At 53.9% G+C, this 13,446-nt stretch carries 15 protein-coding genes; 7 read left to right on the top strand and 8 right to left on the bottom strand.

The annotated features are described in order from the left end of the window. Positions 1-253 precede the first annotated feature (253 nt). Positions 254-979: a DNA/RNA nuclease SfsA gene (sfsA, locus tag RHJ80_RS11010; RefSeq protein ID WP_310744555.1), complete on the top strand. Its 726-nt coding sequence runs from the start codon at positions 254-256 to the stop codon at positions 977-979. Here sfsA and RHJ80_RS11015 read toward each other — a convergent pair. Continuing rightward, on the bottom strand, positions 976-1,329 hold the full coding sequence (locus tag RHJ80_RS11015; RefSeq protein WP_310800991.1) for a VOC family protein: 354 nt from the start codon (positions 1,327-1,329) through the stop codon (positions 976-978). The genes sfsA and RHJ80_RS11015 overlap by 4 nt on opposite strands. Then, positions 1,329-1,865, bottom strand: a complete 537-nt coding sequence (locus RHJ80_RS11020) for a phycobiliprotein lyase (protein ID WP_206200202.1) — start codon at positions 1,863-1,865, stop codon at positions 1,329-1,331. Before RHJ80_RS11020 ends, RHJ80_RS11015 begins: the two co-directional genes overlap by 1 nt. A gap of 184 nt (positions 1,866-2,049) precedes the next feature. Between RHJ80_RS11020 and RHJ80_RS11025 the strand changes: the two genes are divergently transcribed. From RHJ80_RS11025 to RHJ80_RS11035, 3 genes are read left to right on the top strand one after another with little or no spacing between them, the layout of a single operon-like run. Then, positions 2,050-2,373, top strand: coding sequence for a DUF2605 domain-containing protein (locus RHJ80_RS11025; protein ID WP_206200203.1), 324 nt, complete (start codon positions 2,050-2,052; stop codon positions 2,371-2,373). 36 nt (positions 2,374-2,409) lie between these two features. Beyond that, positions 2,410-2,691 carry a DUF2973 domain-containing protein gene (locus RHJ80_RS11030; RefSeq protein ID WP_149819439.1) on the top strand — a complete coding sequence of 94 codons (282 nt, stop codon included), beginning with the start codon at positions 2,410-2,412 and terminating at the stop codon, positions 2,689-2,691. Further along, the gene (locus RHJ80_RS11035) at positions 2,660-3,868 is read left to right on the top strand and encodes a GTPase (RefSeq protein ID WP_310800992.1); all 1,209 of its coding nucleotides are present in this window, start codon (positions 2,660-2,662) and stop codon (positions 3,866-3,868) included. Before RHJ80_RS11030 ends, RHJ80_RS11035 begins: the two co-directional genes overlap by 32 nt. On the opposite strand, the gene RHJ80_RS11040 is transcribed toward RHJ80_RS11035, so the two are convergent. The 5 genes from RHJ80_RS11040 to RHJ80_RS11060 all read right to left on the bottom strand — a co-directional run bounded on the left by RHJ80_RS11040 (position 3,865) and on the right by RHJ80_RS11060 (position 9,621). After that, positions 3,865-6,141 (bottom strand): ComEC/Rec2 family competence protein, encoded by a 2,277-nt coding sequence (locus tag RHJ80_RS11040; RefSeq protein ID WP_310800993.1) that lies wholly within the window; start codon positions 6,139-6,141, stop codon positions 3,865-3,867. The two genes, RHJ80_RS11035 and RHJ80_RS11040, sit on opposite strands and share 4 nt — an antisense overlap. A gap of 110 nt (positions 6,142-6,251) precedes the next feature. Further along, on the bottom strand, positions 6,252-6,542 hold the full coding sequence (locus RHJ80_RS11045; protein ID WP_302678315.1) for a DUF1816 domain-containing protein: 291 nt from the start codon (positions 6,540-6,542) through the stop codon (positions 6,252-6,254). 179 nt (positions 6,543-6,721) lie between these two features. Beyond that, a complete protein-coding gene (gene rsmG / locus RHJ80_RS11050) occupies positions 6,722-7,402 on the bottom strand; it encodes a 16S rRNA (guanine(527)-N(7))-methyltransferase RsmG (RefSeq protein WP_310800994.1) in 681 nt (226 codons plus the stop codon). Next, complete coding sequence (locus RHJ80_RS11055) at positions 7,389-7,697, bottom strand: hypothetical protein (protein WP_310744558.1); 309 nt, start codon at positions 7,695-7,697, stop codon at positions 7,389-7,391. The genes rsmG and RHJ80_RS11055 overlap by 14 nt, the downstream gene beginning before the upstream one ends. A 163-nt stretch (positions 7,698-7,860) precedes the next feature. Next, the gene (locus RHJ80_RS11060) at positions 7,861-9,621 is read right to left on the bottom strand and encodes an iron uptake porin (RefSeq protein WP_310800995.1); all 1,761 of its coding nucleotides are present in this window, start codon (positions 9,619-9,621) and stop codon (positions 7,861-7,863) included. Between the two features lie 309 nt (positions 9,622-9,930). Here RHJ80_RS11060 and radC point away from each other — a divergent pair, with 309 nt between their 5' ends. Then, entirely contained in the window at positions 9,931-10,680 is a 750-nt protein-coding gene (gene radC / locus RHJ80_RS11065; RefSeq protein ID WP_302677555.1) for a DNA repair protein RadC, read from the top strand. 43 nt (positions 10,681-10,723) lie between these two features. Here the strand turns inward: radC and RHJ80_RS11070 are convergent, their stop codons facing one another. Then, a complete protein-coding gene (locus RHJ80_RS11070; RefSeq protein WP_310800996.1) occupies positions 10,724-11,629 on the bottom strand; it encodes a polyphosphate kinase 2 family protein in 906 nt (301 codons plus the stop codon). 203 nt (positions 11,630-11,832) lie between these two features. Here RHJ80_RS11070 and RHJ80_RS11075 point away from each other — a divergent pair, with 203 nt between their 5' ends. Beyond that, entirely contained in the window at positions 11,833-12,252 is a 420-nt protein-coding gene (locus tag RHJ80_RS11075; protein WP_206200210.1) for a hypothetical protein, read from the top strand. Between the two features lie 13 nt (positions 12,253-12,265). Beyond that, positions 12,266-13,441 (top strand): hypothetical protein, encoded by a 1,176-nt coding sequence (locus RHJ80_RS11080; protein ID WP_310800997.1) that lies wholly within the window; start codon positions 12,266-12,268, stop codon positions 13,439-13,441. The last annotated feature ends 5 nt before the right edge of the window (positions 13,442-13,446 follow it).

The following is a 13,446-nucleotide window of genomic DNA, read 5'->3' on the forward strand; positions in this document are numbered from 1 at the left end:
AATACTGCGAAACTCTAAGACATGTAACGAAAGATCAGACCTCTGCAACATAAATATAAAGAAAAGATTAGGAAAGCCAGCCCTGCCAAGAAGTGATGCCATGATAAGGGTATTCAATTGAGGTCAGCCCATATAGACCTTAACCTTAAATCTCCTTTAATATTCCGTAGAATGCTGGCTTCCATATCACCAAGGGGGCTGGCATTTTACTTTTGGGGATAAAATAGAGGCTTGCGCTTTCTATGGGTCGCCTGTGACTCCCACATTGTGTTGGCACTATCCACCGCTCCAAGCAGGAATTCTCTGTCGGCGCTATCAGCGATTTTTTGCGGAGATTGAGTTGACCTCTGGCGATCGCATCACAGCCCACTGCCCGAATACAGGGCCGATGACAGGAATCTGCCAAGTGGGTGCCCCCGTTCAAGTCTCCTACCATGCAGATCCCAAGCGCAAGCTGGCCTATACGTGGGAAATGATTTTCGTTGATGGCACGTGGGTGGGGGTAAATACGAGTTTGCCGAATCGGGTGATTGCTTCCGCATTGGCGGCAGGCATCCTACCGGAACTAGCTGGGTACGGCACTCAGCAGCGAGAGGTGGCCTATGGTCAAGAGCGCAGCCGCATTGACTTTTACTTGGCGGATCATCCCCAACAGCCCCCTGCCTATGTTGAGGTCAAAAATACCACTTGGGCGCAAGGGGGGTTAGCCCTGTTTCCTGATACCGTGACCACGCGAGGCCAAAAGCATCTGCGGGAACTGCAATGGCTACGGCAAACCCAACCTGACACTCGTGTGTGTATGCTCTACTTTATTAATCGCGGTGATTGCGATCGCTTTGCGCCGGGAGACAGTGCCGATCCCACCTATGGACAACTCTTACGCGCCGCCTACAACCAAGGGGTGGAAATTTTGCCCTATCGTTTTGCCATTGAGCCAACGGGCATTCAGTTTTTGGGAACGGCCAAGCTGGTACTCTAGGACACTTGGCTGAGTTCAATCAGATTGCCATCAGGATCTGCGACAAAGATTGCGGCTCGTCCTGAGGCACTGCGCTGCAAGGGAATTTGGGCTGCCACTAGGCGTTGTTCGAGACTGGCTAAATCAGTTACGCCAAGGGCAAAGTGGGGGTTACGTCCCCACCGCTGATCTTGACAGGGATCGACCACCTGCTCCGCTGGGATGAGATGAATTTGCACCGTACCGATTTGATACCAGCGGCCGGGGAATTTCAGGGGGCGATCGACGGGGGTAAGACCTAGCAACCCTTCATAGAAGGCCGCAGCTCGCTGCAAATCCGTGACGTTAATAGCAACGTGGAGAAAGACCATCAGGAATTGGCGGGTTGCGTCACCCCTAGGCGGATTTCTGAGCAAAAGGAGGCCATGCTAAAGCCACCGAAGCGCTTGAGAATACTGGTGCGCAGGCGTAAATTGGGACTGGCAAACCAGAGTCGCTCCTCAGAGTACATGGTTTCGTATTCGGTAATCAGTGTCAGAGCACCATCACTGCCCATACTAAAGCGACCGGCCACAGGAGCTTTTTCGGCATAGCCCATTTCCCGCAGGAGCTTGCCTTCCATCCGTGACCCCTGATCCATGATCGGCACCAATACCGTCGAGCCTTCGTGCTTTTCGGTATCCCATTCCATCGTGCCGTCCCAACTGACCCGTGCACCGCACACTGCCCAAGCCGGATCCATGTCATATTGCTGACACAGGGCAATGACCGCAGGATCATCCACAGACAGTAATTCAATGGTTAACTGAGACTTGCCTGACTCAGTTTGCTTAAAGGCCAAGTGATGACTGGTACGTTGGGAAAACCAGCGGCCAGCACTTTGGGCAAAAAAGTCGCGGATGTCCATACCTGCGCACACTATGTAATGGGGACAAGATCAGTATTTTTGAGTCTTTTTTTAGGGTACACCGTCTCTTCGATTCCTTCCAAACGATCGCGCCGAGGAAAGATGCAGTCAAAGATTAACAATGTAACAATATGTAAACGAGTTTAAGATTTAAGATAGAAGTAGGTCGCCCTCATCAATCTCTATGCTGCACTCAAATTTACCTGAACCTCAACTGCTTAAGGTCTTGCTGGAGCCGCTACTCGAAGATTTTCAGTACTGGTTCACGCGATCGCGATCGCTCTTGCAGACAGAAGTGATTCCCTTCTTGAACGTGGCGGAACAGCAGGCACTCCTTGAACGGGTGGAGACGGCCCTCAGCGATGTGATTGCTACCCAAAGCCTCTTTCGGGCAACGGACGGCCAAGTGGGGGTTGATACACAGGTACTGATGCAGTGGCATACGCTCTTGATGGAGTGCTGGCAGGTTGCCCACCACTATCGCTTATCCAAATCTTGTGACGCTTAAACCATTCTCGGCGCTTGGCTTGGAGGTGCTCTCTTCATGTTGCAGTTGATCTATATTGTTGCCTTTACGGTCTTGGCACTACTGGCCATGGCTAATCTGATTCGCAGTTTGTTGACCCTCGGCATTGAATCACAACGCCAATTTTCACCGCCACGGGTGACCCATCCCGAACTGTTAGATAGCGATGGCCATGTGATTGATGAGCCCCTGTTGGTGATGCGCTCTCTCAGTGTGGAGGATGCCCGTGCCCAACTGGATGCGATCTACCGCGAATCCCCCAGCTACGGTGACGACGCCCGTGGAGAAACCCAAGCCTAAATTCTTAGGCTCCTATGGGCAGTTCCTGAGTCGCTGGTTTCAGGTGGATGCAACGGCGCTGGCGGAGGTCTTGGCTAGGGCACGGCAGGAGTTACCGGCGACGGAGGTCTTGCTGATTGGCAAACCTCAATCGGGGAAAAGTTCGATTGTGCGGGCAATGACGGGTGCCGATGCCAGTATTGTCGGGGCGGGGTTTCGTCCCCATACGCGGCAAACACAGCGCTATGACTATCCCACAGCTGAACTGCCACTGCTCACCTTCACGGATACAGTGGGCTTGGGGGAAACGCCAGCGCAAACGGCTGAGGTGGTGGCGGAATTGGATCACCTGTTGCAGCAAAGTCAACGGGCACGAGTGATTATTTTGACGGTCAAGGTAACGGATTTTGCGGGCGATCGCCTGCACCAAGTGGCAAAGGCACTGAAGAAGGCTCATCCAGAGATTCCCTTTATTTTGGCCATTACCTGTCTGCACGAGCTGTATCCCCCCAACCAAGAAAATCATCCCCCCTATCCCCCAGAGATTCCTGAGGTTAATTTGGCGATCGCCGGCCTGAAGGAACGCTTTGCTGACATTAGCGATCGCGTCATTCCCCTTGACTTTACGTTGGAAGAAGACGGCTACACCCCTGTTTTTTATGGCTTTGAGGCCCTTGCTACAACCCTAGAGGCAGTGCTGCCCAAAGCAGAAGCCCAACTGCTCCGCGAGCTGATCGCCCAATCCCATCTCAGTGATCAACTAGCTCCCCTCTATCGTCAGGTGGGGCGGCGCTACATTGCCCCCTTTGCAGTGATGGCAGGAACCTTGGCGGCAGTGCCTTTGCCCTTTGCCACGATGCCAGTCCTTGTGGGGGTGCAGGTGGTGATGGTGGTGCTGCTGGGGCAGTTGTACGGTCAGACCCTTTCGCCTTCCCAAGCCGGGGGCATCTTGACCACAATTGGTGGCGGATTTGTGGCGCGGTTGGTGGGGCAACAGTTGATTAAATTTATTCCAGGTTTGGGATCGGTGCTCTCTGCCTCTTGGGCGGCGGCCTATACTTGGGCCTTGGGGGAAGCCGCCTGTGTCTATTTTGGCGACGTGATGGGGGGCAAAACTCCCGATCCGCAGCGCATTCAGCAGGTACTCCAAGAAACATTGGCAACCGCACATTTACGCTTGCGCCAAAGCGAGTCCTAAATCAAGCCATCGTTTTGAGGGGCATTGGCCTTCAGGGAGCCATCTGCCTGCCAGCGCACTTCCCCGGCTTCTCCGACCACAAAATAGGGAATTTCTTTCTCCTTTAGATAGCGGGCGATCGCCGGATCAAGGGCATTGTGACTGAGAATAACACTGCGCGGCTTGACAATCTCAAAGAGGCGTGGCGTCAATTTTCGCCCCCACCACCAGAGAACCTGCGGTGACTCCACGGGCGTCACGGCCAGCCAATCGGCTTGCGCGGCATCGCGACTGGGATCACTGACAAAGAGCCACTGACTGTTGCCCATCTCCAAGGTCAAGATAGCCGGATCCGCCCGCAGGACAGTAATTTTCACCTGACCCAGTTGAACGGGTTGCCGCAGGGGAAGCGATTGATGGGGCACCTTGAGGGTGGTCAACATTTCCCGGTAGGCAGGATCACTCTTGGCCGTTGGCACATCCGTAAACTGGCGAATTGGGGTGATCCCATGAATCTCGCGCCAGCCCTGTTGTTGACGGTACTGGCGATCGCTGGCCACCGCCCAATCAATGCGGTTAATGCCCTCTTGAGCCAAGAAAGCCGTTAGCCCTTGGGAATCCCCCCCATTGATCACCACTGTCCCCGCTGGTTGCTGAATCACCAGTGTCGGCACCTGTGTATTGGCGAGAACCGTAGCTTGAAAGAGGGTGTTTTGGCGCAGAATAAAGGGCACGAGAACCAGAGTGACACCAAGGGTAAAGAGCAAAAACCAGCGGCGCCGCCAGCGAGGACTCAGCCACACAAGGACAATCAGGCCGTAGAGAACAACAACTTGCAGCCAACCCAGACTCCCAAGGGCGATCGTTGCCCCCGGCCACTGGCCGATGGTTTGAATCAGCCACAGGAGGAAAGCTGTGGGGTAGTAGAGGAGCCAAGCAAGCGCCGATCCCACAGGCGGAACGAGGAGGCCGACCATTGCACTGATGAAGCCGCCAACCGTCAAGAGAACCAGGGGCAGATGGGCAAGGACATTGGCCAGCAGACCATACACCGGGAAAATACCGAAGATTGCCAAAGAGAGGGGCAGTACCCAAAGGGTGGCCGCGAGGGGTACCGCGACAAGGTTGCGTAGGGGTGTTGGCAACCAATCGAGGCGATCGCTGATCGGTTGAGCACTGACAATGAGACCCAATGTGGCCAGAAAACTTAACTGAAAGCCAATGTCCTCAATCCACAGGGGATTGTAGATCAGCATGGCAGTGGCGATCGCCAGCAGAATCACGAGGGGTTGCCCCTTTTGACCATTCACCAAAGCCACCAGACCCGCCAAGCCCATCAACACAGCGCGAATTGCTGAGGGGGCAAACCCACTCAAACAGGCAAAGAGCACCAAGACCCCAGCCCCCAAACCATAGCGCCACTGCTGCGGCAGGAAACGCGCCACCGCCAAGACAACTGCCAACAAAATCGCCGTATGAAACCCCGAGGTCGCCAGAGCATGGGATAGCCCCACGCGCCGAAAGCTGTCGCGCACCTCAAAGGGAATGGCCACCGCGCGGTTCCCCAGCACCATTGCCGAGACCACAGCACCATAGCGATCGCCCAACCCTTGGGCATGGACTTGGATAATCCGCTGCCGCAGTGCCCACAACCCCCAGGGTGATCCCTGATCCAAAATCGTGACCTTGTTGCCTGCTAAGCCGGCAAAGGTGTGCTGCAATTGAAGCTGTCGCCGAAAGTTAAAGGCACGAAAAAATTCACTGCCCCCCCCACGAGGTAGATAGAGCCGCCCCGAAATCTGGATCCGTTGGCTGGGATGTAGCTTTGCCCCTTCCGCTGCTGGCAGTGTCACATAGAGGCGGCCACTGGCTCTCCCTTGCAGCACCCCACTTTGGGCCGGTACTTGACTGAGATTTTGATAACGCTCCACCCCTAGGAAAAAGCGTCGTCGCCCAGCGCGATTAGGCAGTGGTCTCGTTTCAACACGCCCCTCGACGAGCACCGTTGACGGTAGGTTCAAAGCCTCAAGCCGAGGAACCAAACCACTAATGTCATTCACACTTGGTTGGGGCGTGCGCAGCCACACATAGGCCATTGCCAAGAGGGCAACCCCGGTAGCGATCGCAAAACTTTGACTCGAAGGCAGGCGCAGCCAAATCTTGCCGCCCCAGCGCCGCCCGCTGTAAAGCATCCCTCCTAGAGCCAAGACCCCCAGCCAGCCCCACTGAAAGAGACTGAAAACACACCCCGTAATAAAGGCGATCGCCCAGAGAATCGCATCCGCCTTAGTCATCTTGCTGAACATAGCCCTGTTGGGGTTGGCATCCAGTGGCGCTGTTTAGGAGAAAACTGAGAGAGTGCACTGCCCTCAAAGGGAGAGTTTTAGAACCAGTTTTCAGGTGACTATGTCGTGCCGACACTAAGGGGCACCCGCGTCTTTTTTTCGACCTCAATGGTCACCTTTTCAGGGCGGCAGCGCATCACCGTCACTTCCAAGCCCTCTGCTCCTTCAGCCCTCAGGTCGTCAATGTAGCCCTGCTTCTCCCTTTCCGCTTCAGCTTGGGTCAAAAAAGGGCCAAAGTAGTAGGTGCAGGGGGGTGTTTTCGTGTCTATCTTGACCCACCATGCCAGACCCATGCCATTGACGAGATCGGCGAGCCAGTTTGTAAAACCTGTATTATTATCGCTAAACATTGACGGTATTCCTCCGAAACTTGCCAAATTGCCCCAACCAATCAATTCAATACATCTGTTGGTTTGCTCTCTATTTGTGTATAACTGATCCCCCCCTAAATGTGTATGGCGAAAATTCCAAACCATCAATTGTCATATTTATTTACATCAAGAGTCCCCACGAGGACAAGAGCACTCATTCAACCCTGACGCTGAAGGTAAACGCAGTGGCGCTGGGCATGGCTCAAGGGGGTGGCAAAGGCCTGAATCTCTAGGAGTTGACTGCGGTATCGCGGCAGCAGGGTTCCTAGGGTTTGGGCATCCTCTTTGCTCCACTGACCCCGGTACAGGACTAAAATGCCCCCCAACCGTAATAGGGGCAAACCGTAGGCACAACAACGACGAAGGTTTCCCACGGCTCGCATGAGCGCCAAATCATAGCGGCGGCCATGGGTTTCCGCCCGTCCCCATTCAGGGTGAATGTTCGCTAAATCAACTGTTTGGGGTAGGGATTGCAAAAACTTGACTTTCTTTTGCGTCGCTTCAAGGAGAATCACTGACCAATCGGGGCGGGCGATCGCCACCGGTACCCCCGGAAAACCACCGCCACTGCCAATATCAATGACCTGTTGAATCTTAGTTCCCCAAGGTGTTCCCCCAGTAGGCTGAAGCCATGGCAAAATCCCCCGCAACGAATCCCAGAGGTGCTTCTCCCAGAAATCAGGGACTGCCGTAATCCGCGTCAAGTTGATCCCTTGGTTGGCTGCGAGGATTGCCCTATAGAAGCGTTGGAACTGTTCCTGCTGTTGGGGTGTGGGTTGCCACTGGAGGGTCTCCTGCCAAGGGAATGGCTCAAGCAATAACGGACTAGGACTCGCCATCACCACCACTGGGCAACTCTTTCTTTGCTGTTAGCACCTCCCACGCCGCTTTGAGTCGCTCCTCAAAATCCTTGACATGGCTAGAGACGGTATCAGCATTCGACTTCAGCTCTGCGATCGCCGTTTCAAGGGCTTTTTGTACATCTGCTGGTAGGGCTTTGAGTTGAGCGGCGGCAAACCGTTGCAGAGCAGCAAGGAGAGCTTTTGCCGCTTCGGTGACCTCTTCTGGACTGACGGCTTCTGTTTCAGGTTCGGGAGTCGGGGACTCTGGTGGCGAAACTTGTTCTTCGGACATAGGGCAATGCTCCCAAGTGAGTACTCAACAACCTTAGCAATTATTTTGTGCGCCCCAGAAAAGGGCTGTACCCCTACCTTAGCAGATGCCCTTTTAGAGTGCCCTAACCCCCTAAAGATTTAAAGTGAAACCCCGCCCCATTGGGCAGGGAAGATGCAAGGCATTAGAAGCTAAATGTCGTTCGCACAACCCCCAGAAGCAGCGGTGCGTTGTTACTGTTGCTGTTGGAATTGACCACGGCAATGAGGCCAGGTGTAATTGAAATATTCCGCGAGATCGGAATACGGTACAACCCCTCGATGTGGTAGGAGTTAAAGGTTGCGCCGGGGGCACCCGCCACATTACGAACGCTAATGGTTTGTGGGGGTTGGCCGACAATCAAACCCAGAACATCGCCCTTGCGCCAGATGTCCGGTACAGCAAAGGTGGCGGCCCAGTTTAAGACTTCTGCTTCTCGCCGTGGGCCTGTGAATCCTTGTACCTGATAGACATTGGAGTAGCCGACCCAGCCTGCAATGTTGAATTTTTGAATGGGGCGATAGGTAAACTGAAAGCCAAAGTTATCGGCGGCTGCATTGGCATTACTCCCAATGGGGTTATCAGCCGATCCAATAAAACCATTGCTTCCTGTGCCGCCGGCAACACTAGTACCAAAGGAGCGCACATAGGTAAATCCGAGGGCTAAGTTTTTCACCGGCTGCCAATCCAATTGAGCCAAGGCTGCATAGGCTCCCCCAATCAAACCATTGGTATTCGGGGTATTGCGGTTGGGATTGTTGGCATTGGGCGCTTGATAGCCAAGATTGAGGACGAGGCGCGTGCCCTGTTCTTTATTTTCGAGGAGTGTGTAACGCAGGGTCAGACCGGCACTGTTGCCGCCACCAAAGCGATAGAGGGGGTTAAAGCGACCAAACCGGCTAATGGCTCCCGTTTCATCGGACTGCAAGAGGGGGTTAAAGGTAAAGACATTCTTGTCGAAATTGCCTGCTGATGCATCAAAGGCAAGGAACAGGCGGTTGGTTAGAGGGGTGCGGTAGTAGAGGTCGTCAATGGTGAATTGGCCGCCAGTGTTGGTGTCGTAGCTGAGCCGTGCCATGTTGGTACCGGTAACAGTTCCGTAGTTAGGCATATTGGCCGCCTGAATGCGCACCCGCAGGACATCCTTGCCATAGAAGCTGGTGTCAAAGTTCAGCCGAGCGCGGTAGGTAGCAACGGGATTGTCTTCGATGGTGGGACCGCGATTGGGAACAGCGTTAGCGGCAACGGCTCGGGTGCCCGTGAGGACATTGGACACACTAAAAATTGCGGAAGCGCGTAGTTTAGTGGTGGTGGAAAATTGGGTTGCTTCAAGGTTGGCAACGCGACCTTCCAGATTCGTCACCCGTCCCTTGATCACCGCTAATTCGCTACTAAACTCCTCCGCCAGCCGCTGAAGGGTGGCCAGATCTTCCTTGCTGGCAAAGCGATCGCTCATCACATCGAGGCAGGCATTCAAGGCTGCAGCCATCTCAAAGCGTGTGGCGGCACGGTTGCCGCGAAAGGTGCCATCGGGATAACCGGCAATACAGCCATATTTCTCCACCAGTGAGGCCAAGGCTTGATAGGCCCAGTCCGTGGGGCGCACATCCGAGAGTTGATTCACTGAGGTTACTTGCGGCATTGTCCGCTGTATTCCCAAAGACGGCGCGGGGGCAGGGAGTCCGGGAGCTTGAGCCTCTAAGTCCGCCACTGTTGGCACTTGTGCCACTTGCAAGGGTGATTTTACTGAATGAGTCACTTGTTGCAAGTCATCATCAAGAAATCTAGAGGCACTCACATCACTCGTATGGGGTGTGTCTTGCAACTGATTCGCAGCTAATGCCGCTGACATTCCCCAAGCAGGAGCCAAAGCTAGCCCCAGCCAGACCGCGATCGATCTCGCCATTATTCACTCCTCAATCATGATCAAAGTATCTGCAAGCCTCGATTTATAGGATATTCAAGGGCAATCGGGCGATCGCCCCCAGCACTTCTGAACAGGCAACTCTCACCTGCCCCCTAGGAAAAGTTAGGAGTAGATTCGCAATACGTTCATTGAGGCTGAACAGAGGAAAACGGTTTCTTTACTTTCTTTAGCTTGAACTACTTGCAAATAAAAGTCAACTATTTCTTGCAAATTTCTCTAAACCAGTCCCAACGCTGCCACAAGCAAATCTTGATATGCTTTTTAGCAATTCCCTTGATCGCTGCTGTCATGTCCTACTCCCTCCGTGTTGCTGATCTGCCCGTCGGCGATCGCCCCCGTGAAAAGCTACTCAGCCAAGGTGCCCGCTATCTCAGTTCCGCAGAACTGTTGGCGATTTTACTGGGGACTGGTCAAGGGGCGGGCAAACTCTCAGCCGTGGGCTTAGGACAATTTATCCTCAAACAGTTGGGGGAGCGCAGTGGTAACAGTACCGATGCCGTGAGCCTTTTACGCGACATTACCCCAGAGGAATTGATGGCCATCCCTGGTGTTGGCCCCGCCAAAGCCACGACCATTCTGGCGGCTGTGGAGTTGGGGAAGCGGGTCTTTCAGTCGCGACCGGGGGAGCAAACGATCATTGACAATCCTGCCCTTGCCGCTGCTGTCCTCAGTACTGATCTCATGTGGCAACCGACGGAACGCTTTGCCGTTCTCTTGTTGGATGTGCGCCATCGCCTATTGGGGTCTCATGTGATTACGGTGGGAACCGCCACAGAAACCCTTGTCCATCCCCGTGAAGTTTTCCGTGAAGCGGTGCGTCGCAATGCGAGCCGCCTGATCATTGCCCACAACCATCCCTCAGGAAGTTTAGCCCCCAGTCAAGCGGATCTGGATTTGACAAAACAAATTCTGCAAGCGGGACAAATTATGGGCATTCCGGTGCTTGACCACTTAATTCTCGGCAATGGCGATTACCAAAGTCTGCGGGAAACAACCTCCCTATGGCAAGAGGTTCCCCAAGGGGATGGAGCTGCCTAAGGATGTTCCCAAGCTCCTCGATTTCGGGAGGCAGTGGCAGCCGTTATTCCTCGTCGTCAGGTTCGTTTTCCAGTAATGCCTTGGCTTCCAGTAACTGCTCTTTGTGGGCTTCACTAACAATTGGGTAGTGCAGGTTCAAACTCGCCAACTTTTGATAAATGAAGTGAGCCACCATGAGGCGGGCAAACCACTTGCGATTGGCGGGAATAATGTGCCACGGTGCCCATTCGGTACTGGTGTGGCGAAAGACATCGGCATAGGCCTCTCGATAGTCGTCCCAGTGGGCGCGATCGCGCACGTCATCAATGGAAAATTTCCAATTTTTTTCCGGGCGACTAATGCGCTCCAAAAAGCGTTTTTTCTGCTCTGCTTTGGAGATATTCAGGAAAAACTTGAGGATGAGAATACCATTGCGGGTTAAGTAACGTTCGTAGTGATTAATGTCCTCAAAGCGCTCTTTCCAGATGTGCTTGGTCTTGGTTTCGGGGGGAAGTTGTTGACGGTTCAGCAACTCTGGGTGCACCCGCACCACAAGAACTTCTTCGTAATAGGAGCGATTAAAAATACCAATACAGCCTCGCTCTGGCAATGCGCGGTTGGCGCGCCACAAAAAGTCATGATCCAACTCCTCGGCACTCGGTGCCTTAAAGCTATACACCTGACAGCCTTGGGGGTTAATGCCACTCATGACGTGTTTGATCGTGCTGTCTTTGCCCGCTGCATCCATCGCTTGGAAAATAATCAGCAGCGCATAGATATTCTGGGCATAGAGAACATCTTGGTAAGCGGCTAGCTTCTTAATCCCAGCGGCAAGGAGTTCTTGGGCTTCGACTTTGCTTTTGAGGCCAGCGGTATCGGCAGGATCATAGTCCTGCCAGTGAAATTTCTCCCCCACGGGAACAATGTAGCGATCGGGGTTAATTTGGTCGAGAAAATCTTGGGGAATCATGATCAGGAGGGGTTGCGGCAGAACTGTATCCTAGCCTACATTCTCTCATTGCAGAAAAATCGAAATATCCCCCTTTCGCGGCTATCTTTAACAAATTGTATAAGTCACAGGCAAAACAGAATTCTCTTTGTATGCTGTATCAGTAGGCGAGCGATCGCCCGCCATCGAATCATTTTCTGTCGTTTGCGTTTTGGACAGCCACCGTGGCTCCGATTAAACCTCACAAACTGGATCTCGATGCAAGTTACCCCTGCCCCTGTCGTCGCCAAGGGGAGTTGATGCCGATCGCCCTCACGGAAGCTTTTGGCTGTCGGCGCTGTCAGCAAATTTTTGTCGTCCGTCCCGATGGCTATTCGATTGAGCAGTTGGCCACCACCTATCCCTACAAACGCGCATGGTATTGGACAGGATTGCAGTGGAATCAGTTGCAGCGGGGCTTCTCAGAAAGCTATTGGTATTTTGCGATTGGCCTGAGCTTCTTTTTATTGATGCCTATTCTCCTCTGGCTGCCCTTACTTCTACAATTGTCCTTAAAACCTGAAGGGCTGCTATGGATTATTGCCTCCCTGCTGATTGCACTGACACCGGCATTTCTAGTCTGGATTGCCCTCTCCCGTCGTTGAATGCGCTGCGGCCATGTTGCCTGAGCCGCTAAGGGGGGCGCGGGTCGCCAGTACACACCTCAGCCAAGCCAGCTATGCCCTCCGTCAGGACGCTCTTCGGCGATTGATTGAGGAGTTGGCAACAGCAGAACCCCTCCTGTTGGAGCAAAATACGCTCGATCTTGAATCTAGCCGCGATTTAGCAGTGTCCCAGATTGTTCTTGGCTGGCTACGGCTGACCCATGAGCGCCTGCACCGTATTCGCCAGTGGCTAGAGCACCTCTACCATGCTGCAGATCCATGGCAGCAATCATTGCCAACGCGACCCGAGCGGTTTCAGTATGCCGTGCCCTTGGGGGTGGTGGCCTTGGTCTATGAAGGGCTACCCACTTTAAGTTTGATGCTGGCGGGCATGGCCCTCAAAACGGGAAATGCCCTTGTGCTCTGGAGTGGTGAAAGTAGCCGCTATACTGCTGGGGCGATCGCCAGTCTCATCGAGGCCGCCCTCAGTAAAACCAGTCTGCCCAAAGCCACCATTCAAACCCTCTCCCTGAGTCCAACCAGTTGGCTTGCGGATCCCGTCGCTGTTGATCTCGCCCTTGTCTATGGCCGCTCCCGCTTTGTGGCCGAGCAACGCGCTGCTGCTCGCTGTCCTTTGGTCTCTCTTTCCCTTGGGAATACCTATCTGGTTTGGGATGGTTCGGTGTCGCCAGAGAGTGTCCTCAACTGTATTCAGCACAGCCACCAAGCCAATCCCGATCGCGCCCTTGCCATTGAAAAGGTCATTGTGCTCGGTAATGTCAATCCCTCCCATCTGGCATTTGTGATCAATGAACTCACCCAAGCGGGCTACAAGCAGGGGGTGGATGAGCACTTACACCGCAACTATCCCGAAATTCCCCTCGTGGACGCCAGTGAGTGGCCGCTCCCCTATCTGGATCAACGCTTGGCGTGGCACTACGAAGAGGATCTCACCGCCGCAGTGCATTGGATTCACCAGTATGGCAGCGCCGCCAGTGGGATTATTGCCAGCAGCTACGAAGACTGCCGTGCCTTTTATCAGCAGGTGCAAACTCCCCTTGTTTTTGTCAATCGTCCCCCCCAACTAGAGCGCTTGGATGCCTTGGCCATTGGTGCTGCTGCAAGGGGTTTTCAGCGGGGACTCTTTGGCCTTGGGCAATTACTCAGCACCAAGCAGGTCTATCTGTAGGGAAA

This window comes from Thermosynechococcus sp. QS41 (genome assembly GCF_031583515.1).
In the GTDB taxonomy this organism is placed as follows: Bacteria; Cyanobacteriota; Cyanobacteriia; order Thermosynechococcales; family Thermosynechococcaceae; genus Thermosynechococcus.

Excerpts from the sequence above, each read along its gene's own strand:
- RHJ80_RS11020 (WP_206200202.1), bottom strand. The coding sequence starts at position 1,865 with ATGGACATCCGCGACTTTTTTGCCCAAAGTGCTGGCCGCTGGTTTTCC.
- RHJ80_RS11080 (WP_310800997.1), top strand. The coding sequence starts at position 12,266 with ATGTTGCCTGAGCCGCTAAGGGGGGCGCGGGTCGCCAGTACACACCTC.
- RHJ80_RS11030 (WP_149819439.1), top strand. The coding sequence starts at position 2,410 with ATGTTGCAGTTGATCTATATTGTTGCCTTTACGGTCTTGGCACTACTG.
- RHJ80_RS11015 (WP_310800991.1), bottom strand. The coding sequence starts at position 1,329 with ATGGTCTTTCTCCACGTTGCTATTAACGTCACGGATTTGCAGCGAGCT.
- rsmG (WP_310800994.1), bottom strand. The coding sequence starts at position 7,402 with ATGGCGAGTCCTAGTCCGTTATTGCTTGAGCCATTCCCTTGGCAGGAG.
- RHJ80_RS11025 (WP_206200203.1), top strand. The coding sequence starts at position 2,050 with ATGCTGCACTCAAATTTACCTGAACCTCAACTGCTTAAGGTCTTGCTG.
- RHJ80_RS11055 (WP_310744558.1), bottom strand. The coding sequence starts at position 7,697 with ATGTCCGAAGAACAAGTTTCGCCACCAGAGTCCCCGACTCCCGAACCT.
- RHJ80_RS11060 (WP_310800995.1), bottom strand. The coding sequence starts at position 9,621 with ATGGCGAGATCGATCGCGGTCTGGCTGGGGCTAGCTTTGGCTCCTGCT.
- RHJ80_RS11040 (WP_310800993.1), bottom strand. The coding sequence starts at position 6,141 with ATGACTAAGGCGGATGCGATTCTCTGGGCGATCGCCTTTATTACGGGG.
- RHJ80_RS11045 (WP_302678315.1), bottom strand. The coding sequence starts at position 6,542 with ATGTTTAGCGATAATAATACAGGTTTTACAAACTGGCTCGCCGATCTC.
- radC (WP_302677555.1), top strand. The coding sequence starts at position 9,931 with ATGTCCTACTCCCTCCGTGTTGCTGATCTGCCCGTCGGCGATCGCCCC.
- RHJ80_RS11070 (WP_310800996.1), bottom strand. The coding sequence starts at position 11,629 with ATGATTCCCCAAGATTTTCTCGACCAAATTAACCCCGATCGCTACATT.